General features: G+C 41.0%; 31 protein-coding genes. 10 read left to right on the plus strand and 21 right to left on the minus strand.

Annotated elements, in window-relative coordinates; genetic code table 11:
- Positions 1–3: 3 nt before the first annotated feature.
- The 7 genes from BDD43_RS04165 to BDD43_RS04195 form a co-directional block, all read right to left on the minus strand.
- Positions 4–1,239: a relaxase/mobilization nuclease domain-containing protein gene (locus BDD43_RS04165; protein WP_121196551.1), complete on the minus strand. Its 1,236-nt coding sequence runs from the start codon at positions 1,237–1,239 to the stop codon at positions 4–6.
- Entirely contained in the window at positions 1,224–1,610 is a 387-nt protein-coding gene (locus BDD43_RS04170; protein WP_121196553.1) for a plasmid mobilization protein, read from the minus strand. The genes BDD43_RS04165 and BDD43_RS04170 overlap by 16 nt, the downstream gene beginning before the upstream one ends.
- A 324-nt stretch (positions 1,611–1,934) precedes the next feature.
- Entirely contained in the window at positions 1,935–2,204 is a 270-nt protein-coding gene (locus BDD43_RS04175) for a hypothetical protein (RefSeq protein ID WP_211339651.1), read from the minus strand.
- A 303-nt stretch (positions 2,205–2,507) separates the two neighbouring features.
- Complete coding sequence (locus BDD43_RS04180) at positions 2,508–3,113, minus strand: ParA family protein (RefSeq protein WP_121196554.1); 606 nt, start codon at positions 3,111–3,113, stop codon at positions 2,508–2,510.
- A gap of 170 nt (positions 3,114–3,283) precedes the next feature.
- Positions 3,284–4,255, minus strand: a complete 972-nt coding sequence (locus BDD43_RS04185) for an AAA family ATPase (protein WP_121196556.1) — start codon at positions 4,253–4,255, stop codon at positions 3,284–3,286.
- Complete coding sequence (locus BDD43_RS04190) at positions 4,252–4,509, minus strand: hypothetical protein (RefSeq protein WP_121196557.1); 258 nt, start codon at positions 4,507–4,509, stop codon at positions 4,252–4,254. The genes BDD43_RS04185 and BDD43_RS04190 overlap by 4 nt, the downstream gene beginning before the upstream one ends.
- A gap of 4 nt (positions 4,510–4,513) precedes the next feature.
- Entirely contained in the window at positions 4,514–4,834 is a 321-nt protein-coding gene (locus BDD43_RS04195; RefSeq protein ID WP_121196559.1) for a helix-turn-helix domain-containing protein, read from the minus strand.
- Positions 4,835–4,980: 146 nt separating this feature from the next.
- On the opposite strand from BDD43_RS04195, the gene BDD43_RS04200 reads away from it, so the two are divergent.
- A complete protein-coding gene (locus BDD43_RS04200) occupies positions 4,981–5,517 on the plus strand; it encodes a hypothetical protein (protein ID WP_121196560.1) in 537 nt (178 codons plus the stop codon).
- Between the two features lie 42 nt (positions 5,518–5,559).
- Here the strand turns inward: BDD43_RS04200 and BDD43_RS04205 are convergent, their stop codons facing one another.
- The 5 genes from BDD43_RS04205 to BDD43_RS04225 all read right to left on the minus strand — a co-directional run bounded on the left by BDD43_RS04205 (position 5,560) and on the right by BDD43_RS04225 (position 9,800).
- A complete protein-coding gene (locus BDD43_RS04205) occupies positions 5,560–6,048 on the minus strand; it encodes a TnsA endonuclease N-terminal domain-containing protein (RefSeq protein ID WP_121196562.1) in 489 nt (162 codons plus the stop codon).
- Between the two features lie 3 nt (positions 6,049–6,051).
- On the minus strand, positions 6,052–7,221 hold the full coding sequence (locus BDD43_RS04210) for an IS4 family transposase (RefSeq protein WP_121196563.1): 1,170 nt from the start codon (positions 7,219–7,221) through the stop codon (positions 6,052–6,054).
- 289 nt (positions 7,222–7,510) lie between these two features.
- Positions 7,511–8,386, minus strand: a complete 876-nt coding sequence (locus BDD43_RS04215; RefSeq protein WP_121196565.1) for an SDR family oxidoreductase — start codon at positions 8,384–8,386, stop codon at positions 7,511–7,513.
- 77 nt (positions 8,387–8,463) lie between these two features.
- Positions 8,464–9,087, minus strand: a complete 624-nt coding sequence (locus tag BDD43_RS04220) for a Crp/Fnr family transcriptional regulator (RefSeq protein ID WP_246001449.1) — start codon at positions 9,085–9,087, stop codon at positions 8,464–8,466.
- A gap of 113 nt (positions 9,088–9,200) precedes the next feature.
- On the minus strand, positions 9,201–9,800 hold the full coding sequence (locus tag BDD43_RS04225) for an FMN-dependent NADH-azoreductase (protein WP_121196566.1): 600 nt from the start codon (positions 9,798–9,800) through the stop codon (positions 9,201–9,203).
- 92 nt (positions 9,801–9,892) lie between these two features.
- Between BDD43_RS04225 and BDD43_RS04230 the strand changes: the two genes are divergently transcribed.
- Positions 9,893–10,276, plus strand: a complete 384-nt coding sequence (locus tag BDD43_RS04230) for a winged helix-turn-helix transcriptional regulator (protein WP_121196568.1) — start codon at positions 9,893–9,895, stop codon at positions 10,274–10,276.
- Here the strand turns inward: BDD43_RS04230 and BDD43_RS04235 are convergent.
- The 5 genes from BDD43_RS04235 to BDD43_RS04255 form a co-directional block, all read right to left on the minus strand.
- A complete protein-coding gene (locus BDD43_RS04235; RefSeq protein ID WP_121196569.1) occupies positions 10,273–10,842 on the minus strand; it encodes a Crp/Fnr family transcriptional regulator in 570 nt (189 codons plus the stop codon). The two genes, BDD43_RS04230 and BDD43_RS04235, sit on opposite strands and share 4 nt — an antisense overlap.
- An 8-nt stretch (positions 10,843–10,850) precedes the next feature.
- Positions 10,851–11,234, minus strand: coding sequence for a hypothetical protein (locus BDD43_RS04240; RefSeq protein ID WP_121196570.1), 384 nt, complete (start codon positions 11,232–11,234; stop codon positions 10,851–10,853).
- Positions 11,235–11,399: 165 nt separating this feature from the next.
- Positions 11,400–11,705, minus strand: a complete 306-nt coding sequence (locus BDD43_RS04245) for an NIPSNAP family protein (protein WP_121196572.1) — start codon at positions 11,703–11,705, stop codon at positions 11,400–11,402.
- Positions 11,706–11,716: 11 nt separating this feature from the next.
- Positions 11,717–12,115: a DUF4267 domain-containing protein gene (locus BDD43_RS04250; protein ID WP_121196573.1), complete on the minus strand. Its 399-nt coding sequence runs from the start codon at positions 12,113–12,115 to the stop codon at positions 11,717–11,719.
- 450 nt (positions 12,116–12,565) lie between these two features.
- Complete coding sequence (locus BDD43_RS04255; protein ID WP_121196575.1) at positions 12,566–13,012, minus strand: nuclear transport factor 2 family protein; 447 nt, start codon at positions 13,010–13,012, stop codon at positions 12,566–12,568.
- Between the two features lie 250 nt (positions 13,013–13,262).
- Here BDD43_RS04255 and BDD43_RS29880 point away from each other — a divergent pair, with 250 nt between their 5' ends.
- The 3 genes from BDD43_RS29880 (at position 13,263) to BDD43_RS04270 (ending at position 15,119) form a co-directional block, all read left to right on the plus strand.
- On the plus strand, positions 13,263–13,424 hold the full coding sequence (locus BDD43_RS29880) for a hypothetical protein (RefSeq protein ID WP_162846978.1): 162 nt from the start codon (positions 13,263–13,265) through the stop codon (positions 13,422–13,424).
- 151 nt (positions 13,425–13,575) lie between these two features.
- Positions 13,576–14,544: an alpha/beta fold hydrolase gene (locus BDD43_RS04265; RefSeq protein ID WP_121196577.1), complete on the plus strand. Its 969-nt coding sequence runs from the start codon at positions 13,576–13,578 to the stop codon at positions 14,542–14,544.
- Positions 14,545–14,582: 38 nt separating this feature from the next.
- A complete protein-coding gene (locus BDD43_RS04270) occupies positions 14,583–15,119 on the plus strand; it encodes a GNAT family N-acetyltransferase (RefSeq protein WP_121196578.1) in 537 nt (178 codons plus the stop codon).
- Positions 15,120–15,479: 360 nt separating this feature from the next.
- On the opposite strand, the gene BDD43_RS04280 is transcribed toward BDD43_RS04270, so the two are convergent.
- The 3 genes from BDD43_RS04280 to BDD43_RS04290 all read right to left on the minus strand — a co-directional run bounded on the left by BDD43_RS04280 (position 15,480) and on the right by BDD43_RS04290 (position 16,563).
- A complete protein-coding gene (locus BDD43_RS04280; RefSeq protein ID WP_121196581.1) occupies positions 15,480–15,902 on the minus strand; it encodes a LysR family transcriptional regulator substrate-binding protein in 423 nt (140 codons plus the stop codon).
- Positions 15,836–16,042 carry a helix-turn-helix domain-containing protein gene (locus tag BDD43_RS31025; RefSeq protein WP_121196583.1) on the minus strand — a complete coding sequence of 69 codons (207 nt, stop codon included), beginning with the start codon at positions 16,040–16,042 and terminating at the stop codon, positions 15,836–15,838. Before BDD43_RS31025 ends, BDD43_RS04280 begins: the two co-directional genes overlap by 67 nt.
- A gap of 77 nt (positions 16,043–16,119) precedes the next feature.
- A complete protein-coding gene (locus tag BDD43_RS04290; RefSeq protein ID WP_147425570.1) occupies positions 16,120–16,563 on the minus strand; it encodes a MarR family winged helix-turn-helix transcriptional regulator in 444 nt (147 codons plus the stop codon).
- A gap of 529 nt (positions 16,564–17,092) precedes the next feature.
- Between BDD43_RS04290 and BDD43_RS04295 the strand changes: the two genes are divergently transcribed.
- A complete protein-coding gene (locus BDD43_RS04295; RefSeq protein WP_121196585.1) occupies positions 17,093–17,893 on the plus strand; it encodes an SDR family NAD(P)-dependent oxidoreductase in 801 nt (266 codons plus the stop codon).
- A 13-nt stretch (positions 17,894–17,906) separates the two neighbouring features.
- Positions 17,907–18,818 carry a helix-turn-helix domain-containing protein gene (locus tag BDD43_RS04300; RefSeq protein WP_121196586.1) on the plus strand — a complete coding sequence of 304 codons (912 nt, stop codon included), beginning with the start codon at positions 17,907–17,909 and terminating at the stop codon, positions 18,816–18,818.
- A 457-nt stretch (positions 18,819–19,275) separates the two neighbouring features.
- Here BDD43_RS04300 and BDD43_RS04305 read toward each other — a convergent pair whose 3' ends face one another.
- Positions 19,276–19,875, minus strand: coding sequence for an FMN-dependent NADH-azoreductase (locus BDD43_RS04305; protein WP_121196587.1), 600 nt, complete (start codon positions 19,873–19,875; stop codon positions 19,276–19,278).
- Positions 19,876–19,967: 92 nt separating this feature from the next.
- Between BDD43_RS04305 and BDD43_RS04310 the strand changes: the two genes are divergently transcribed.
- The 3 genes from BDD43_RS04310 (at position 19,968) to BDD43_RS04325 (ending at position 22,311) form a co-directional block, all read left to right on the plus strand.
- On the plus strand, positions 19,968–20,351 hold the full coding sequence (locus BDD43_RS04310; RefSeq protein ID WP_121196568.1) for a winged helix-turn-helix transcriptional regulator: 384 nt from the start codon (positions 19,968–19,970) through the stop codon (positions 20,349–20,351).
- A gap of 220 nt (positions 20,352–20,571) precedes the next feature.
- Positions 20,572–21,327, plus strand: a complete 756-nt coding sequence (locus tag BDD43_RS04320; RefSeq protein ID WP_121201869.1) for an SDR family NAD(P)-dependent oxidoreductase — start codon at positions 20,572–20,574, stop codon at positions 21,325–21,327.
- Between the two features lie 69 nt (positions 21,328–21,396).
- The gene (locus tag BDD43_RS04325; RefSeq protein WP_121196588.1) at positions 21,397–22,311 is read left to right on the plus strand and encodes a helix-turn-helix domain-containing protein; all 915 of its coding nucleotides are present in this window, start codon (positions 21,397–21,399) and stop codon (positions 22,309–22,311) included.
- Positions 22,312–22,347 lie beyond the last annotated feature (36 nt).

Here is a 22,347-nt window from a genome sequence, read left to right on the forward strand (position 1 = left end):
TGATTATAAATTAAATCCCTTGCGCTTTTTCTTTTTGCGCGTCATTTTTAAATGGTAGTCCATGTTTTCATTAATGTCATCTGAACCGAGCAGCGTATTAATAATTGATTCGCCGTTAGGTCCGGTCGGCAGTATCGCATCTCTTTGCCTGATTGTGAGCGACTGATCGTCCCCGGCTGTTGCATTGTTAGTCAGCCGCTCACTAATGGCATTGGCACTGTAAGGCTTGCCCAGGTCGCTCCCGTTAAAAACAGTCTTTGTCGCATTGTCAACGTAGGTTACTCCATATAGGCGGCTTTCCGCATTGATTCGCCATACTACCTGTACTTTCTGTTCTTGCAGGGCGGCGGCAAAGTCCTGCCGGGTTTGGATATGGTGATTATTCAATGTTTTATCCAAAACGTGCTGTAGCCGGTTTTTAAAATCTTCCCTTATGGCCTTATTATTCGCAAATCTCTTTTCGAGGTTGGCTAAAATCGGCCTGCCATATATTTTACTGGCTTTTATGGGCACACCTATTTTGTTGCCGTCTTTATCCAGGATGCTATAAGTCAGCCCTTTTTTATCGTGCTTTATCGTGCCGGGCTCTCCGGGGTCGGCAACAATATTGAATTGCCGTAGTGCTGCGTTCAACTCTGCCAGCGAAGTATATTTATAGCTCTTGACCACTTCGCGCACCGTATTGGAAATTGCGGCTTTAGTTTCAGATTGCCCATAAATCGCTTTTTCAAGGCTGATGGGTTTTAAATATTCATCGTTACTTATTTTTTTGCTCTCCGCTTTTACAATGCCAAATTCAATTTCCACCTCCTTGCGGGCCTGTTCAGATTGATTTTTACCAATGTCGTGCAAAGAAATCCTGTTGCCCCCTTCTTCGATATTGGTAGTTACGATGTGGATATGTTTATGGGCTGCATCGTGATGCTGGTACACCAAATAAGGCTGATCACCAAACCCGATCTTTTCCATATAGCTTGCAGCAATCTGTTCCAATTGCAGCTTGCCCAGTTTGTCAGCCTTATCGAAATTCAAAGAGATATGGACTGCATTAGTTTTGGTGCGCTCGTTCTGCTGTATCAACCGTTTAAAACGGTCGAACTTCTGTGCATAAGTAAGCTGCGCTACATCTTCCATAAACTTGCTGCCCGCGATCAGCTCAGCTTTCCCTGCCGCTACTTTTTCCTCGTTGTAGTTCAGCACGCCCCGGATTGTTTTTCCTGAAACTATTTTGGCGACCATTGTTCCGATAGTTTGGTAATGATATTAAAGAGTTGATCGATCTTGCCACCTACTATTTTGTATTGCTCCGCCGCGCCTAAAGCGTAATAAAGTTTTTGGTCCTGCTCTTTGAATGTGTTGAACGACCGGGTGATCTGGTTAATGTTAATTCCGATTGAACGCAGTTCTTTACGGATGCCTGAAAGTTCCTCGATCAGCAAGTCTAAAGACTTATCCCGGTGTAATAAAATCACTGGCCGGTTGTATAAAATATGCCTGACCAGCTCGCTCATATTCCGGCATTCCGACTTATTCAGAAGATCGGTTAGCTGATCGAATTTGGCATCGTTCACCCTTGTTTTGATCTCGTGTTTTAATAGTTCACTTTCCATCCTGCCTGTTTGAAATGGTGTTCATGACTGACATTTATTCATCCGTTACAGTAGCTTTAGCAGACCCGCGCCGACTTCGGAGGCATGGCGGGCAAGATGGTTTGGGCACCTTTGTGCACAAACGTACATCTTGCTTAACGCGATGACCGCGTTAATAGGAACTGCTGCCGATAGCATCAGCGTTCGTTTATTCAAATAGCTTCCGGTTATACTTATTTATGATTAGCCCGGTATCTGCCATAATGCCGCCATTTAATGGCGGCCTTGTTCCCCCCTATTGTCTTTTTCATGGCGACCATCGCCATGAAGAGGCTGCATTTTTTATTATGTATCACCCGTCTCATTGGCTTTGTCATTTGATGCAAGGAACTCCCTTAATGCGTGGATAGTGATATCTTTTGACGACATATCATGCTCAACGCCGTAGGTCTTTACCTGCTTTACAAGGCTCCTGGGTATCCAGTTATTAAATTGAACTTCCTGCTCTTTAGGTGGCTCGGAGCTGACGGGCTGTACCTGTTGAATCGGCGTTTTAGGAGATTCGTTTTTTAGCTTGTCCGCAAGACTGCCGAGTTTATTTTTATAATCTTCCATCTTTGTAGGTTTCTATAATTCTAATATTCTATAGTTACATGGGAGCGATCTATCATTGTAGGATTATAGCATTCTATTCTTTTAGACTGGTATACTTATAGCTTTATAAAGGTTTAAGTTGCTATAGCTTTATGTTTGTAGGAATCTAAATTGCTATCGTTCTATACTAATAGGTTTGTAGCAATCTAAATAGCTATAGGCCTATGTTTATAAGAATCTAAATTGCTATTGTTCTATGCTGATAAGTTTATAGCGTTCTAAACTGCTATAGCCTTATATCGCTATACTTCTATAGTTTTAGAATTATGTAGAAATGAGATCAACAATTTCCTCTGCAAGTGAAGTAATCTCTTCTTTTGCTTTCTGATCTTTGCCATTAATTATTCCGGAAGTTATGGCTGAGCTGGCGATGCTCACACGATCATGAATCATAGTCTTTAGGATGGGTGTATTCATGGTTGCTAAAAGGTCAATTACATCATTTGTAATGCCTGCCCTTGGTTTGATCATGTTCAATATAATTGCGGCCTTTAATGTCGGGATTTTCACCTTGGCAGCTTTTATCAGAGCCAACGTTGAACGGATTGCCATCACGTCGAAAAAACCGGCCTTGGTTGGAACGACTATAAAATCAGAGCTTTCAAATAACTCCGGTAGCAGGTTTGACAGATAGGGCGGTGTATCCACTATGATCAGGTCGAAAGCAAGTTGCCGGATATTTTGCAGGTTGCTTTCACCAATGATAGATAATTGCGGAAAATCATCTTTGATGTGTAGAAGACTGCCTTGCGGGTCAATATCGACTATCGCCACAGATAGTTGGTCCTGAAAACAAAGGGCAAGATTGATAGCCAATGTGCTTTTACCTACTCCGCCCTTCTGATGCGCAATTGTGATTATTTTTGACATAATTGTTGATATTATAGTTAGTGATTCAATTAATTTTCTTTTCCCATTTTTTCCCGTGATCGTTTCCGAAACGCATTAAGCCGTTGACAAACAATAACTTGTTTCGATCATTTTTCCCATTTGTCGGGAAAGTGGGAAAAATGGGAAAACGGGAAAAATTGGAACTGTTTCTATTCTTCTTCCGTCTTCAGCCAACGGTGTATCGTGCTTTTCCCTTTACCCAAAATCTTCGCGATCTCTACAATATTCTTACCCTGTGAACGGAGCAACTGAGCCATATCCTTTTGTTCGTCCTTCTCTTTTAATCCGCTCAATCCAATATGCTCGGCCTCGTTAACATTATCTTCGACCAGCTCAAACCATAAGGTTTCAGGATTTAACCGAATCAATTTTGCATCTTCTGATTCTTCAAAATGCCGGGACTTATCTCGTTTTAAAATCCTTAATGTTTTATCCTGGCTACTGCGCCGCAGGAAAAAATCACCATCCGACAAGTCGGTTTTAATACCCGAACCGCTCTGCAGGTCGCTGCCGGTTAGCTGGCCGTTGGTGTGTTTGCGAAAGTGGTCGGTAACGATCAGCGCTGCACCGGAGGTGTCGCAAATAGCCAGCAACATGTTCATTACCCTTGTACTTTCCCGGCTATTGTTCAGGTCTGTTTCTGTGAAGGCCATTCGTAAGTTGTCGATCACGATCAATACCGGATTGTATTTTTCGACATATCCAATAATGTTTGCAAGCTCCATATTCAGCCCTGCGCGGGTGGTAAATACCAAAGCCTTGTAATTATTCTTTAGTGGCTGAGGAAGAGCGCCGTAAAGTTTTCTGCTGCGCCTTCTCATGGTGTTTGGGCTGAGCTCGTGGTTGACATACAGGGTGTTGCCATGACGGTTTATTTCCTCACCTAAGAAGCTCCCCCACTCTCCCGCAACGGCCATACAGATTTGCATACAAAGCCACGATTTGCCGACACCCCGTTGCGAGGGAAAATGAATAAGGCTTGCCTGTGGGATATACCTGCCAAACAGCAAGCCGGGATCACTCAAATGTTCTCCTTCCTCCGAAAGTTTCTCAATGGATCTGAATGTAGATTGTGTTTGATAAAACACGCCATCTGTCAACTTTTGTGTTCTGGCTTTCATCGGCCACGATTTAATTTTAGTTGAAGGGCTACAATCCGAGACCGTTGAATATCATAAATCCAATTGCCGGCAACAGTCTTCCAATTTTTGATTGGTGTTCCGGCCTGCGTTTTCCATTGGTGCGCGGCCTGGTAATGAAAGAAGGCTTCGGCTTCTCTGGTGGACATGCCTTGCTGGTCAAAATAGATCAGGACGTGGGGTAATATGGGCGGCACACTCCGGCCATGTCCGGTTAGTTTAATTTGATCATTCATGGCTTTAAGATTGGGCGTGCTGGAATTTGCGGCTGACGAACATTTGTTGTATGTCGTCCGCATCGTAGTAGATTACGCCACCGATACGGGTGTAAGGCAGCGTACCGTTAATCCGCAAGGTTTGCAGGGTGCCAGTCGAAACGTTGAGCATCTTTTTAACCTCTTCCGTTTTGAGCCATTGTTTTGATGGCTTGCCGCCATGTTCCTTTAGCAACTTTTTGAATTCATTGATAAGTTCCTGCTTGAATATATCGAGATCGTCAAGAGTGATTAGCTGTTGCAGAAACGCTTTCTTACCGTTTGATTTGTTTTCTGATTGGTTCATATGCTTTCAGATTTGTTGAGGTCAAATTTGAAGGCATTTCAAATTGTTCTTTCACAATTTGAACCAAGTTGGGGGAAATAAACGCATCGCAATGATGTCTTCCGTAACTTTAAATGAAAAAATAGCAACCTGCCAAAAGGATTCGTATGAATCAAATATTCTCAAATGCACTTCAGGAAAATAATTTGGACTTGATAAAAGATTTTGTCAAGCTCATTGCTATGTCCGTGAGAAATGAAATGGAAAACTTTCATGTCGAACATTTGTCGGATGGTCAAATGAAGGAACTTAATCCATTAATCAGAACTGGTATCTACAATGCTTTATTTGCAATCGCCAATCATGACAAGGATGAATTTTGTAAGATTTTTTTGGATTTCCAGGCGACTTTGATTCCTGCTTATTGGGAAGAACCTCAACTGGGTTCAGAATTTCAGAATAGCCTTTTAAGATTAACAACCCCTCAGCCAGTAGTATTTCGCTCCGAATTTCTGAATGAACAATTACAAATTGGTAACCTCTTTTTAAGTTCAGGCAATGTTTGTGTAAAAATCAAATGGTCTTTTAACTTTGCAAATGTTGAAGGAGATAAACATAAGCACAGGAGCAAAATATCTTCGCAACTTCGGAAAGAAGGATATTCCTTTATTCCAGCCTTAGATGGATACACTAAAAAGAGATGATAATAAGGGTTGCTGTGATACTTAACCATTCATATATTGCCATTACTTAAGCCGGTTGATAACCTTTTTACGGAACAATGAATATTGGCTTTTAAGAGTAAGGTTAAAAGGAAAAGAATAATAGCCCCAGTTGTTTTTGAATACCATCGCTAAAAATTCAACAGTTTTTAAATTGTATTTGTCTTTTATCTTCTTAAATTCTGCGAAGGAAATAGTTTCCCCATTACCTTCATCTAATTTGTTCTGAATAACGGCTTCTACATCGCGCCTATATGGATAATTCCTTAAGTAGTTTACCGAATGTCGGCCATTTGTTAGAAGTAATCCCATGCCAGAATTTTCGCAGAACTTAATCATTGCTTCCAATTTTTCATGTACCCTTCCGTCGAGCATATCATTGTAACTGTGTTTTACTTCTGTAATGAAGCAAGTTCCGTTATCTAACAAAACAGCGAAATCCGGCGTATAATGCCGATGAATATTTTGCCGCACATAGTTGATGGTAATTGGTTGTTCCAGATTATTACTGATGCGTTAAGTTTTACTAAACAAGTTTGATTGTTCTTTGACATTTTGAATGATTTGATCTTCTGTTAATAACTCCTTCAAAAGAGTTTTATCGAAAGCTGAGATCCCAAGAATCTGCATTATTTCGTAAATGGAAAGGGTGCTTTTCAACTTATGCTTTACGCAAGCAACGATCAAGTAAGTGCAGATTGCGACCCAAATGTGAGTATTTACCGCATTTTCCGATTGCCCCCAGAGAGATTTAATGGTCAAATTCTGTTTGATCCATTTAAAAAAAGTCTCTATTTGCCATCTGTTGCGGTACAGCCTTGCAACTTCCAGGGCAGAAACCTCGAAGTTATTAGTCAAGAATATCAGTTCAGCACCTTTTTCATCGTCATAGTATTCCACCAGCCTTAGTTGCTCGGGATAAAGTTTCTTAGACCTGTATCCATTCAACAGGATGGTCTTGTCCCCTCTGAGACCGGATCGTGGGTCAATGTTGAAGTTGCTCTCAATGACAGTGTAATCCATGGTGTCTTTTGCCCGTGTAACAAATGACGCGCCGCTGTTGTGTATATTATATAATGCAATAAAATCGACATAGGCTTTATCCATAACATATATGGCCCCTGAAACCGGAACTATTGTGTCAAGGGCATTGCTGTCGTGGTATTTACCGTCGGTGATCAGGATAAAAGCGGGTATATTCCCCCTTAAGTCTAAAAGCGTATGTATTTTAATAGCACCGCGCGAATATTTTCCGGGAGCCCAACTAAACAGCTTCAGGCTCAGGGAAACCGTTGTAGAGTCTAAAGCAAACACTTCATTGGCAATATCCACATTAGCAACCGGTTCATTGACATAGAGCGGCCTAACCTTTCCGATCAGGTAATTACCGAAATCCGCGAATATCTGGCAATCCCTGTTTTCGTTTGCACGGGATAAAGTAGACTGGTTTACGTATTTCCGGATACCGAGATGGTACAATTTGTTTTTATGGGCTTTTAAGCAAACACAAATATCCCGAAGAGAGTTACGGGAGGTTAACTGCCCAAAGAACAGCTGAATAAACTGGTTCCAACAGTCGAAGTCCCTTGTCCTGAAATCGCCGTTATACTTTGAAACATATTTCTCAAACTCATACCGGTCAACAAAGTGCAAAAGTTGCGCAAAAACGTATTTCCCTGAATTCATCGCCTTATCATAAAAGGCCAAAACTAAAGGTCAAATCAAATCAAAAAATCAAAGAACGGCTATAATATATTTATATTCAGATATTTACAACAAATTTTGAAAACTTAACGCATCACCAATAATATCTCTGAATTAATTTTATTAGGTGCCCATTTTTGATCGCCGCCTTACCAAAAAATCAATATTGCTTCAGCAGATTTTTGAATCCCGAGCATCCTGGAATTGCTTAAGTAGACAAAGAGGCCATCTCTTTCAAGACAGCCTCTTTAATGCTTAAAACAAAATTTACTTATTTTTTAGCAGCGTAAACCCCTGTCAAAAATTCCTTTGCTGAAACTGGTTTTCTTCCTAAGAGCGATTCCAGGTCAGTTTTGAATGTCTCAAATTCACCCTGCCTGATCGCTTCCGAAAAACCGGCAAACATTCCCACAAATTGTTCAGGCACGCCAGCCTTAAGCATCGTTTCAACAAACAATTCCGGTGTGGGGCTAACATAGCTAATTGCTTCACCTACAACTTCACTCAAGCTCCTTACAATTTCCGGGATAGATACATTTTCTGTATTGCTGATGGCATATTCTTTGTTTTCGTGCCCGGTACCTATTAATACATTGGCGGTAGCTTCAGCCATATCGTCCCGCGTTGCAAATGCAGCCCTGGTTTCACCTGTTGGTAAAAACACGCCTTTTTCTAACACCTGCTGACCGAAAAAAATGGGTACCATATCAAGGTACAGGTTGTTCCTGAAAATGGTATACGGTATGCCGCTTGCTTTGATCATATCTTCCGTTTCGATATGCGAACCGGTCACAAAATGAATAGGCGAAGACGCCGTTTCGTTTTTGCGCTCAGTACTGGTGTATAAAATATGCTTTACGCCCGCTTCTTTTGCTGCTGATACCACATTCCGGTGTTGCCCGGTACGATCCACTACATCAGAACTTGATACCAATAAGAGTTTATCGATCCCCTGAAATGCTTTGGTCAAAGAATCGTAATTATGGTAATCTCCGGTTATTATTATAATCCCTTTTGCTTTTAAATCTCCGGCTTTTGCTTCGTCTCTCACCAATGCAACAATGTTGGTTGAAGAAATGCCTTTTTTTAATAGGAAATCAATGGTTGATTTTCCAAAATGTCCTGTTGCGCCTGTTACTAAAATCATTTTTTTGCTTTTTTGATAAATTGATAAAGCAAAATTCCATGAAATAAATCTTCTAATAATGCACCTGGGTTAACTAATCAGAACTGGGTGAAAATTCTTTTACGGATACGGCTTAGTGATTGTGGTTTTACGCCGACAAAAGAAGCAATATGGTACTGGGAGATCCTTTGCTGCAAATCTGCATGGTTTTTTAAGAATCGTTCGTAACGCAATTCCGGCGTTTCCGCATATAAAGCACTGATGTCCTGAAGCATTTTCACGAATACCGATTCAATCGCTATCCTGCCAAAACGTTCCCCGCCTTCTACACTGGCATAAAATAGTTGCAGGTCAGCATGAGAAATGACAAAAACGATACTGTCCTCTAACGCCTGGATGTTTTTTGACGAAGGAACCTGGGGAAGAAAGCTTTCATAGTTACAGACAAATTCGTTTTCCTGGGAGAAGTCATAGGTTTTTTCCTCGCCATCCTTGTTAATATAGAATCGCATTAATCCTTTCGCCACAAACCCTGCATGTTTACAGATCCGTCCTTCTTCTAAAAAAAAGTCGCCCTTTTTGTAGCTCTTTTCCTTAAATAAAGTTTTCACAGTATCGACCTCTGCCGGGCTTAGCGTAATCACCTTTTGTATACTGTTCAATAAGTTGTTTATCATTGTGGTATCCTTTAATATTTCCTTTACGGTGGTAGCAATGAACAAAAATATTAGATTATCCTTAGCTTCTTCCCATTAAAATAGCAAAAGGGTTATCTACCCGAAACACAGCAAAGTAAATCACTATATTGTGATGATGGATTTATATTATTATTGTATTAAAGAACAATACTTGCTATTGCCTTATCTAGTGCATGTTCCTTCAGGCCGGGGATGCCAACACCTTCTACACGAACGATTGTGATATCGGTCATTCCTAAAAAACCCAGCATTACTTTAAGGTAAGGGCTAATAAAATCATAGGGTTGCCAAACTCCTTCTGAGAATACTGAACCGGACGCGTCTGCAACATATATTTTTTTTCCTTTTACCAATCCTTCAGGGCCCAGCTCCGTATAACGGAATGTTTTTCCCGCCCTTGCAATATGGTCGATCCAAGCTTTAAGCGACGATGGAATGAAAAAATTGTATGTCGGTGCGCCGATAACAATGATGTCCGCAGCCAATAGCTGACTGATTGCAGCCTCTGAATAAGTTATGGCATCCTGATCTTCAGCGGTTAAGTGTTCATCCGGTGTAAAGAAGGCGCTGATATGGGCTGTGTTCAAATGTGGAATATTACTTTGCGCAAGGTCGACTACTTCGACGATGCTGCCTGGATATTGTTCCACGAGTTTAAGGATAATAGCATTGGCCAGTTTAATACTGAATGAATCTGCCCCCCGCGGACTTGAGATTAAATGAAGAATACGTTTCATAATTTTTTTTTGAGTATTCAAATCTAAGCCAGCCGTAGTTTATATTTGTAACGGGTTTACTGGAGGAAACTGGTTACCTGGAGGAAAGTATCATGAACACAAATGAAAATGACAATCCTGGCGAGGCGACTTGTGCAGCGTACAGTATGGCGGTACGCGACACAATGGACATGCTGAGCGGGAAATGGAAGATACAGATCATCGGCACACTTTGCTTTGGCAAAAAGCGTTTTATGGAACTCCTCGCAAGCGTGGGAGGAATTGCAGCAAAAATGCTATCCAAAGAGTTGCAGGAACTTGAGCTAAATGGAATGGTAAAACGCTCTGTGCTCCATACAAAGCCGATTACCGTTGAATATGAACTTACAGCATACGGGCACACACTCAAGCCAGTTATCGATGTGATCGTATCCTGGGGAATACAGCATAGGCAGCGGGTGATTAAGGAAATGAGTGCTAAGAAGACTTCAATTTAATTGTGCTTCCGCAACCGGCTTAAAAATACGGCGGTAATGCCCAAATAAGAAGCTATATGTTTCTGGGCGATCCGTTGCTCCAGCCCGGGGTATTGTTTCCGGAATGCCAGGTAACGTTCTTCGGCGGTTTTGGACAATGCGGCATTGATCCGGCGCTGGTACAGGTTAAACCCGTTTTGTGTTAAAATGCGAAAGAAGCGTTCGAGTTTGGGTATTTCAATGTATAATTGTTCGAGTACGCTGTAACTCAAATAAAGTACTTCGGTATCTTCCAAAGCTGCGATGGCATAAAATGCCGGCGATTGGTGGGAAAAACTGCCGATGTCTACCGCCCACCAGTTCTCCGGGCAAAAGGAAATGTTATGCTCATCGCCCTGCTTATCAATATGGAAAATACGCAGGCATCCCTTGTTTACAAAACAGATTTTCCTGCAAATCTCACCGGGACGCAGCAACAGGCCGTTCTTTTTTACGGACTGTTGCTGCAAAGCGACTTCAATACGCGATCTTTCATTGTCGTTAAGCGAAATGTGGAGCGCGAAATTGGCAAGAATAAGTTCAAACATGCGCTATATTACACTTGTTCGGGCAAAAAACCAACAATCCGGGTAATGAGGTTTTGCTCGTTGTAAACAATATAATCCCATCCGGCCTTTTCGTCCTGTCCGGGAATGTGCAGCCCCCAGCTATAGTGACAATGACCGTCGAAATATTGCGGCATGGTCAATAGCGAAAAGGCACGGCCGGGCACTTTAGCGTGTGAGCCCATGACCAACGCTGTTAACAGGTCGATACCTTTGATCACAAAACCGCCTTCTTCGGTGTAAGTAGGTGCATTCCTGTCCGTATAAGTAACATCCGGTGTGCAGCACTTCTGGAATGCCGCCTTAACTGCTGTTGCCGTTTTTTCGTTCCAGGCGGCGAGATAGTGGTTAATGGTTTCTTTCATGTTTATCATGATACAAAGGAAGGGATCACGTACAAGAAAAAAGTTAAACTAGTTTTATAAAACAATCTTCCTGTTTCAACAAACCAACGTCGTTGCCGATCTCATAATTTGAAATGGGTTAAATACACAACATGCGGACACATTGTGTATGTAGTTCTGGTGAGACAAAACGGTTTAACCCGCCGATCTTAATATTAAAGTTTCTACATTGATGATTTTATTTCTATCAAAGCCCGCGGTATCGTCCGCAAATTCAGGGCTCTTCATATAACTGTCGGTCATCCCGTCTACGTCAGCATTGTCCGGAAAAGATACAAGGGCGACCACCTGGTTGGCGATGCCGGGTGTATTGCCGATCCACACCCCTTTGACTTCGAAGCCAAACTTGGGCAGGTTGATCCGGTGCTTTGACCAATGGTCTTTAAAATAATGAGCGGCAGTTTCCTTGTCAGCAAGGGTGTAAATTCTTAATTGTTCCATAATGTTGATTTCTATTTTGATGGTTGTTTTAATTGAGGTTTAGCGGTCAATAACAATATGCCGACAACCGAACAAATGATAGTCGCTGCAATATGGGGTATTGCTTGCTGCACATTGGTATAACTTTTTTCGAGCACGGTGATCATATCGGAAACCGGGATGATCGTCGCCACCACTAACATTACGCCCAGGGCTCGGCGCTCCTTCATCAAAACCAAAGCGCACAATAAGACCCCGGAAAATATGTCCCGGATCCCTTTGATGTGATGAAAGGAGTAATCTCCGTGGGCATTAAAGCGGATGCCGAATGCAGCTGTTGCTACTTCAGGAGAGAAGAAAAAGCGGGCTCCCAGGAAAATCATTGCCAGGCCCAGTAAAAATGCGATTGCATAAGAGATTTTTGTTGTCATGGTATTTTGTTTTTAAATATTGACACAAAATTATCCTTGCAGCAAAGGGCGTTCATGCACCTGAGTTAACAAATCAATATGGGGTGAAAACTTTTTTACGGAAGCGGCTAGGTTCACAGGTTATTTGGCCTACCCAAGCCTGTACATCCTGTGATCAGTGTGGTTTATATCGAACCTTTAGATGTAACACCTATCGGGTTACCAAAAATGGTCTACACCGATTTTCATTTGATTTTCTTTAAAAAGAATGTCAAAGCACCTGTGATTATTAATATACGATCAGCAGCATTATGATTTGACGAAGGCTTATTCGCCAAAGAACGAAGTTGATCATAGCACAATCGGTTCTCGAGAAAATGTTTAATATTTTTCCGGGAAATCAAGAGGAAATAGTATAACCATCTGGTTGGAACGCCAACCATTTTCAACAAATGCTTGGACAATTTTTTATTACCTGGTTAATGAAGCCGCCAGTTGAGGCAGTAGTCCAATTGCTCCTGACAGGCCCATCGTGTTAGGATAATCCCGGTGGTTTACAATTTTGCCCTCTTTAAACCTAATTACCGCGATAGAAGAGGACAGGCTAAAAACATCGCCTGTGGCAATATTCTTACCGGCAATGTCAAATTCAACGATCACCGTATTGGGGTCTATTCTTTGGTGAGCTACTGCGTTGACCTTATACAGTTCAAATAGTTTATTCACACTGTGAAGCTGGCTTTTTTCTCCGAACCTTTCGCGTATGTTGTCGATACCTTCGAAGCGGGATGGGCTATTTTGCACTGCAAACGGCAGTTCAAGTACGCCGTCTTCAGCAAAGCAGTCAACATAGCTTTCGTAATTCCTTGTTTCTAAAGCGACGCGCAGCTTTTCTACGACTTCTGATATGTTTTTCATAGCGGATATTTTATTTTTATTCCTGCAAAAATATACTGCCTTAGCTGAAGTACAGTTGCCAAAAGGCAAATAATGAATCAACGCTTTAATGCTTTTCGCCTTATCCGGCTTAACGTGCTATTGGTTAAATTGAGGTAAGATGCGATGTACTTTAACGGCACGCGATTATGTAATTTGTACTCGGTTTGTGGCTCAAACGTGTGCTAATATGCTAATATTCAGTGTATTTAAAGCACCTTAGCTATTTGAAATGAAGCCTTACCAAACCTACTATGCTAATAATGTCGAAGAAGCAATTGATTTAGCCCGACAATTTAATATTGATGGTAAATATGACCTTTTCCGGGGCCAAGTACGTGAATATAATAAGCAGGAGTTAAATTTAACACTATTAAATACGATTAAACCGTAGGGATAATACTTGCCGTCGAAAGACAGTTTTTTATATGTATAAGCAATCCATTGTTAATATCTTTACTGCTGACACACGGACCATTGTTCACTGTGAACCCTTGATTAACTGGCGAAATGTAACACCCTTTAAATTATTTAATTAGACCAAAATGCGTAAAACATATTATAAACTTATTCTTTATTCAATTGCCGTGTTCACCTCACATAATTGTTTTGCACAAAGGAGGATAGACACTCTCGAAACTGTTTTAGCTGGTGGGATAAAGCAGGTTGTTACTTTACAGGGAGAAAACCGTTCGAAGCCATTATTTCTTTTTATAACTGGCGGGCCTGGTAATGAGGGAATTTATGATGAAAACAAAAACTACCTTGATGAACTGAAGAAACACTTTGTAGTTATCGCCTGGGACCAACGAAATTGCGGTCAAACCTTAAAACTTAACCCATCACCCGAAAAACTGACGGTAAAGCTTTATGAGAATGACACCCATGAGCTGGTATCCGCGCTATTAAAACAATTCCACCAAAAAAAGATGTTTATAATGGGCTGGTCTTGGGGAACCGTTCTCGGTTTTTACATGGCAGGTCAGCATCCCGAACAAGTATACGCTTACATGACGGTTAGTCCAGCGGTGAACCAATGGGAGAGCGAACGGCTTAATTTGAATGAAATGAAACAAAAAGCCGAAAAACAAAAAAACAAACAGGCTATCGATGAGCTTTCAAAAGTTCAAATTCCGTTTAAGAATGGAGAACAAAATTATTATGACCGGAAGTGGCTCACTATTTTTAACGGAGATTCGATCAATGACACCACAGAATTTAAAAAATACTTTACTGAAAATCCGGAAATGACGGCACTTTTTGACGAAGCTAATAATATCAATTTGACTGTTTCGATGCCAAAAATTAAATGTCCCGTTTATTTTTTTGTAGGGCGAAAAGATCACCAAACTAATTATATGATATCCGAAAAATATTACGAACAGTTGAAAGCACCAAAAAAAGGACTGTTCTGGTTTGAAAAATCAGGCCATTTGATCCCGGTTACAGAGCCTAAGCTTTTACAGGAAGTGGTGATTACAAAAATATTACCGCAAATACGTCTTGAAAATTAAATTTAATTACAAATAGAATTCTTGTAAAATTGCGAGAGATGGCAGTTAAAATTGAAAATACCAAATATCAAGATATTCCAGCTGTGTTCGCTCTTTATGATGACGCCATTAAATACCAAAAAGAAGTCGGAAATAATGTTTGGCTCGGTTTCGAAGAAGAACTTGTAAAAAAAGAAATAGATGAAAACCGCCATTATATTATTCTTCTGGAGGAAAGGATTGCAGGGGCATTTGTTGTTACTTTCCGTGATGAGCTGATCTGGAAATTTTCGCAGGATGAACCCGCAATTTACCTTCATCGTATTGCAACCGCCCAATACGCCCGGGGCAACGACCTGCTGAAACATATTATTAATTGGGCTAAGAATTATGTCGCAAACAATCAGCTATCATTTATTCGAATGGACACAGGCAGCGGCAATGAACGCTTAATAAATTATTACATTCGCTGCGGGTTTTCCGTGAAAAATACTAGTACTACAGTAAATTACACCCCTGATCTTCCAGCTCATTATAAGGACGGGGTATTTACCCTATTGCAGATGCCAGTAGAAGGCGCCCCCTCAATTAATTAGCACCAGTTGCTTCGCTTAAATGTGGGAATATGGGAAACTCTGAAGCAATACGTTCTGAAGATGGTTTTTAATCTTCGGAAAAGGAAAGCGTTTTTTTACAACAAAATATATTGGGATAGGAATATCGATTTCACTGCATTGGATTTTGACGTATTCATTTCTCCAATGGCTGTTAGCATTATAAAAGTTGGACATAAATAGTATGGCATTTTCGGTTTTGCAGAGGTGATCCGTCAGTTCATCATTTTTGCCGGTCTGTCTGAATTGTTTTTGCTTAAGAGGATGTTCTTTGAGAAATTGCTCTGTATAAAACCTCGTAGAAGAGCCTTTTTCGCGGAGGCAAATCGGATAAGTTATATCCTAAAAAGAAACCACATTCAATGCGAGAGGATGCCTGTGATAAGCATATAGCGAAATCTTGTCCTGGTAAATCAATTGCCTGTCTATAGATTCCGGGACTGTCGCTGAAACGATCCCGCAGTCCAGTTGGCCTTCTTCAATTGATTTTATTATCTCAGCAGAGTTGTTGGTGATCACATCATATTCCAGGCCAGGAAAACTTGCTGTTAGGGAAGCCAGCAACCTGTTCATGACAATCTTTGAATGCGATGCCCCTGAGCCAATTTGTAAAATAGTTTTGTTGTTAAGTCCGTTTATTGATGATAACAAGTTGACAAATTCATCATTGGCCTGCAGCAAACTTGCTGCGGCACCAATCAATTGTTCCCCTGCGGAGTAACCTTGATACTGTTTCCGGTAGAGTTGACCAGACACATGTTCCATTCCGTTTCCAAACCTTTGATGATCTTGCTAACCGCTGAAGGTGTTATGTACAGATTCTTTGATGCTGTCAAATAGCTGTTTGTTTTACAAACCTCTGATAGTACTTTGATCTTAAATAAATTTATAATTTTAGCATTCATATTGTCTGGTCCTTCAGGGCATTTAATCGTCACAAAACATTGCCCCAAATTTAAAGCAGAAGGTAGGATATCACTTTTTAAACATCTTTGACTATAGGTTTGAACTTCTTTAGGTTATTCCATTTTTTTGCAGTGCTATCCAGCAGGGGGCCAAGTTGTTCCAGACAAACCAGCATTGCACTTTCCGGCATGTCACCATAAAGATCACTGTATACCGTATCCAGGGCCTTATGGCCATCTATCACTACTTTCTTGCCTTTTACAGTTATCGCCACCAGGCGAGATCTTTTGTCCAGTTCATCCGTCTTTTCATCCAGTAAACCCTTTTTTACCATCCGGTCTATCATTAAAATGCCCGAAGATATTTCTATAAAATGCATATAGATCAAATCCTTTTTTCGAATGGGTTCTGTTTTTTGCACTGTTAACAGGAACAGGAATTCATCGAAACTTGTCAACCCCATCGGTTTCATTTCGGTCATGGTAAAGAACATCCATAGACGCGAAAGACGGTTAATCACCTTGGTAAGTGCGTAACGGCAAGCATAATCTGGGGCACTGTCCTCTGTGTCCGGTATTATCGGAGCCTGCTGTTTTTTTAAATAGTCCCTGCAGAAATAAGTTAAGAGCAGTTTGGACCTGAAGTTTGCAGATGAGAATTACTTATCTGTTTATCATATCAAACTGCTTGCAGGTTCCAACATAAGATAGTCTGATATGGGTATTCCGGGAGCCCTTGCTTAGTTCATTCCGTTGGTTTTAGACCAACAGGTTGTGTTTGTGATGACAGAAATCTTGTTTGATGGTCAAGAGATTAATGTGCCCAAAGTGTGCCGGAACTAATTGACCGTAATTTCAGAATCAGGTGATCAATGGGTCCGGATTATCTAATCTAATTGAGTTAACAGAGAATATCTAATGACAGCCGGTTGACCTGTCAAAAAAAACACTATATCTCACTTCCGCCTTTTGCATACAAAGAACCGCCTTTAGATTATAAATCATAACGGATATCTCCTGAACTTTGGTTTTATAAATTAATTAGGAGAAATGAAAGTAACATTGATTACAGGCGCATCAGGGGGCATTGGTAAAGCTTTTGCAGAACGATTGGCTTCAGAAAACCATAACCTGGTACTGATAGCACGTTCAGAAGAAAAACTAAAAGCGTTATGCGGGCAATTAAGTACAAAGCATAAAATTTCAGTAACTTACATCGCTGCCGATCTGACGCAATCAGGCAGCGATCAGCTGATCGCAGATGAAATTCTTAAAAGAAATTTTCAAGTGGATTGGCTGATCAACAATGCAGGTAGCGGATCAGGTGGCGACCTGTTGGAGTACAGCCTGGAAGAATACCAAAATATGATGAACCTGAACATGAATGCCATGGTTGCATTGACTTACCGTTTTTTACCAAAGATGCGGGCAGAAAAAAATGGAACGATCATCAACGTGGGTTCTATGGCAAGCTTTAACCCCATTCCTTATATGAACGTTTACGCGGCAAGCAAAGGCTTTGTAAAATATTTTACGCAGGCGTTGTGGGAAGAAAACAGGTTATTCGGTGTAAAGGTTATGTTATTGTGCCCCGGTGCTACAGAAACCGGTTTTTTTGATTCAGCAAACATTGGTGCAGACCGCAAAAGCAGCTTTTCTTCTAAAAAGTTAGAAACACCGGAACAGGTAGTTGCATCGGCCATGAAGGGGTTGAACCAAGGTAAAATAATCACCATCAGTGGCTTTCAAAATAAAATAAGCAGGTTTGTTATATCTTTAATTCCCACACAGCTGGGTTTAAAATTGGTTGGAAATATGATGAGGAAAAACCTTAAGTTAAACATTCAATAAAGAGGTTCCATCGATGAAAGGTCCGGACATATTGCATATCAAAACGCTGCATCAGTATTATGCCGCTGCCGGCCTGGGCAAACCGCGGCATCCCCTGATCGGTATCTATAATTTCCACGAAGTACTTCCACAGGAAGTACCGGAAGCGTTACGATTTAAACTGGATTTTTATGTTGTTACGATCAAATACAACTGTACCTGCAAGTCTGCCTACGGGCAAACCAGTTATGATTACGACGAGGGTATTATGGGCTTTTTCGGCCCCAACCAGGTGTTGGGTATTGACGCAAAAATTCCAACACCTGAAAACGGGTGGTGCCTGACATTTCATCCTGACTTTTTAAATGGCTACGAACTAGGCAAAAGGATAAAGGAATACAACTTTTTCAGTTACAGTGTAAACGAGGCGCTGATCCTTTCCGAAGATGAAGAAAATGATATGGAAGAATTGTTTCAAAAAGTCAAAAAGGAACTGGATCGGCCAATTGATAAATTCAGCCAGGATGTATTGGTAGCTCAATTAGACCTGATGCTGACTTTCAGTAACCGATTTTACAACCGACAATTTATTACCCGCAAACCGCTCAATAACCCATTATTGTCTCGTTTTGAAATATTACTTGATAGTTGCTTTCAAAACAACACAAGTCGGGAACATTTGCCAACGGTTACTTCCCTTGCCGAACAATTACACCTCTCCAGCAAATACCTCAGTGATATGTTAAAACAGCTCACTGGCCTTACTACCCAGCAACATATCCATGATAAGATCATTCAGGTTGCCAAACAGGAGCTGTCTACCACAAACAATACAGTTAGTGAGATTGCCTATAAGTTTGGGTTTGATTATCCCCAATCGTTTAGTAAATTATTTAAAAGTAAAACCAATATGTCGCCTAAAGAATTTAGACAATCATACAACTGATTGCAGAAATTGGCTTTTTGCATAGGAGATTTTCCAGGTTTGTCTTAAACGTTTCAAATTCCTCCTGCCTGATCGCTTCGGAAAAACCTGCAAACATTCCCACAAATTGTTTAGTTACTCCGGCTTTTGTCATCGTTTCGACAAAAAGTTCCACTGAGGGACTTACATAGTTGATTTTTTAGCCGGTAATTGTACTCAAATTTTTTACTATTTCAGGAGCGGATATATTTTCCGTATTGCTGATGCCATAATCTTTATTTTCGTGTCCTTCACTGATTAATATTATACATCTTTTCTTTAAATAAAGATTTTTACGATATCTATTTCTGCCGGGCTTAACGTGATCACCTTAAATTACTCTTAGCTTCTTCCCACAAAGGCAACAAAAAGTTTATCTACCCGAAACACAGCAAAGTAAATCACTATATTGTGACGATGCATTTATATTATTATTGCATTAAAGAACAATACTTGCTATTGCCTTATCTAGTGCATGCTCCCTCAGGCCCGGGATGCCAACACCTTCTACACGAACGATTGTGATATCGGTCATTCCTAAAAAACCCAGCATTACTTTAAGGTAAGGGCTAATAAAATCATAGGGTTGCCAAACTCCTTCTGAGAATACTGAACCGGACGCGTCTGCAACATATATTTTTTTTCCTTTTACCAATCCTTCAGGGCCCAGCTCCGTATAACGGAATGTTTTTCCCGCCCTTGCAATATGGTCGATCCAAGCTTTAAGCGACGATGGAATGAAAAAATTGTATGTCGGTGCGCCGATAACAATGATGTCCGCAGCCAATAGCTGACTGATTGCAGCCTCTGAATAAGTTATGGCATCCTGATCTTCAGCGGTTAAGTGTTCATCCGGTGTAAAGAAGGCGCTGATATGGGCTGTGTTCAAATGTGGAATATTACTTTGCGCAAGGTCGACTACTTCGACGATGCTGCCTGGATATTGTTCCACGAGTTTAAGGATAATAGCATTGGCCAGTTTAATACTGAATGAATCTGCCCCCCGCGGACTTGAGATTAAATGAAGAATACGTTTCATAATTTTTTTTTGAGTATTCAAATCTAAGCCAGCCGTAGTTTATATTTGTAACGGGTTTACTGGAGGAAACTGGTTACCTGGAGGAAAGTATCATGAACACAAATGAAAATGACAATCCTGGCGAGGCGACTTGTGCAGCGTACAGTATGGCGGTACGCGACACAATGGACATGCTGAGCGGGAAATGGAAGATACAGATCATCGGCACACTTTGCTTTGGCAAAAAGCGTTTTATGGAACTCCTCGCAAGCGTGGGAGGAATTGCAGCAAAAATGCTATCCAAAGAGTTGCAGGAACTTGAGCTAAATGGAATGGTAAAACGCTCTGTGCTCCATACAAAGCCGATTACCGTTGAATATGAACTTACAGCATACGGGCACACACTCAAGCCAGTTATCGATGTGATCGTATCCTGGGGAATACAGCATAGGCAGCGGGTGATTAAGGAAATGAGTGCTAAGAAGACTTCAATTTAATTGTGCTTCCGCAATATTACCGGGGTATTGATGGCGAATAGAAGAGCTTCTTCATTCAAGCATCCCAAACTTTCTGAATTGATCGTAAAAGATTCACCTCATCATCTCTAAGATCAGCATTTGGGCCATAGATAATCCCGATATGACTACCACTAACTTTGTTTTGGATACCTTTTTGTGTTATTTTCAGCTCAATTTTGATCTCATAAAATCAAAGAAAATGAGTAATCAATTAGAAAACAAAATAGTGATCGTAACCGGCGCATCAAAAGGGATCGGTGCCGGGATCGCCAAACAGATGGGAGCCGCAGGTGCTAAAGTTGTGGTTAATTATGCTTCAAGCAAGTCTGATGCGGATATCGTTGTTAACGAGATCATGCAGGCAGGCGGCACCGCAACAGCCCTGCAAGGAGATATGTCAAAACAGGCCGATGTAAAAAAGCTTTTTCAACAAACCCTGCAATCTTTCGGCAGATTGGATGCACTGGTCAATAATGCCGGCATTTACGAGTTTGCACTACTGGAGCACTTTACTGAAGATTCTTATCGGCGGATCTTTGATGTCAATGTTTTAGGTATCTTGTTAGCTACACAGGAAGCCGTGAAAGTATTTGGCGATCATGGTGGAAGTATCATCAACATCAGTTCTTATGCGGGTAACAGGCCCGATCCTTATTCACTGGTTTACGGAGCTTCCAAAGGTGCTGTGAATTCGATCACGACATCGCTTTCACAGGAATTGGGTTCTAAACAAATCCGGGTAAATGCTATTCAACCAGGCGGTGTACTGACGGAAGGTGTACAGAAATTCGGGGCTACGGCGGAATCTGAACCTGTAAAACAGATGATAAGCAAAAGTGCGCTTGGGCGTATGGCCACCCCTGCAGACATAGGAAAGATGGCTGTATTCCTCGCTTCGGACCAATCAGCAATCATAACTGGTCAATTCATCGAGGTTTCCGGCGGCTACAAATAAAATGGAGATCAAAAAGTTAGAACTTACAAACAGGAAAGATTACTTTCCTGTTTGTTTTAAATTTAAAGCATGAAAAAAGCAGAGCAGCCAATCAAGATAATTAATTCTGTTTCAGAATTGCACCGGCTGTTGTGTTTGCCGCCACCAAAGAATACGCTGATTACGCTGATCGATCATACGGGTGAGAACCCTGAGCATGAAAACAAAACCCATCGTTTGGTTTTGAACTTTTATCATATCTGTATCAAGCGAAGCTTTCAGGGGCAAATGAGATACGGCAGAAACTATTATGATTTTGATAAGGGAACGATGGTTTTTTTAGCGCCTCATCAGGTTATTGCTGTCGATCAAGGCGATGAAGCTGATGATGATGGCTGGTCTTTATTATTCCATCCCGATCTGATCAGGAACTATCCTTTAGGTAAATCCATTAAAAACTACGGATTCTTTGCCTACGAAGCCGACGAGGCATTACATCTTTCAGACGAAGAAGAAAAATTGATTGAGAGTTTAGTAAGGAACATCGAAAAGGAATACCAGTCAAGGATCGATAATTTTAGTGCGGATGTTATTGTATCAAACCTGGAGCTACTGTTAAATTACTGTAACAGGTTCTACAGCAGGCAATTTGTGACCAGGAAAATGTCGAACAACGATCTCCTTTCAAAATTTGAAAATAACCTGTCAAAACACTTTGACAATCATGCACGAAACGGTTTACCAACAGTGAACAGCCTGGCAGAAGAACTGAATGTTTCCGCAAGCTATTTAAGCGATATGTTGCGAACGCTTACCGGCCGGAATACGCAGCAGCACATTCACGACAAACTCATAGCAAAAGCACAGGATATTTTAGCAACCACCGACTTGTCAGTAAGTGAAATTGCCTTTCAATTGGGATTTGAGCATCGCCAGTCATTCAACAAGTTGTTCAAGAATAAGACCAAGCTTTCGCCGCTTGCCTTCCGGCGATCCTTTAATTAAATAAATCATGAAATTGTGGGTAAATAAATTATTGTA

Origin of the sequence: Mucilaginibacter gracilis (assembly GCF_003633615.1) — a bacterium.
GTDB lineage: Bacteria > Bacteroidota > Bacteroidia > Sphingobacteriales > Sphingobacteriaceae > Mucilaginibacter > Mucilaginibacter gracilis.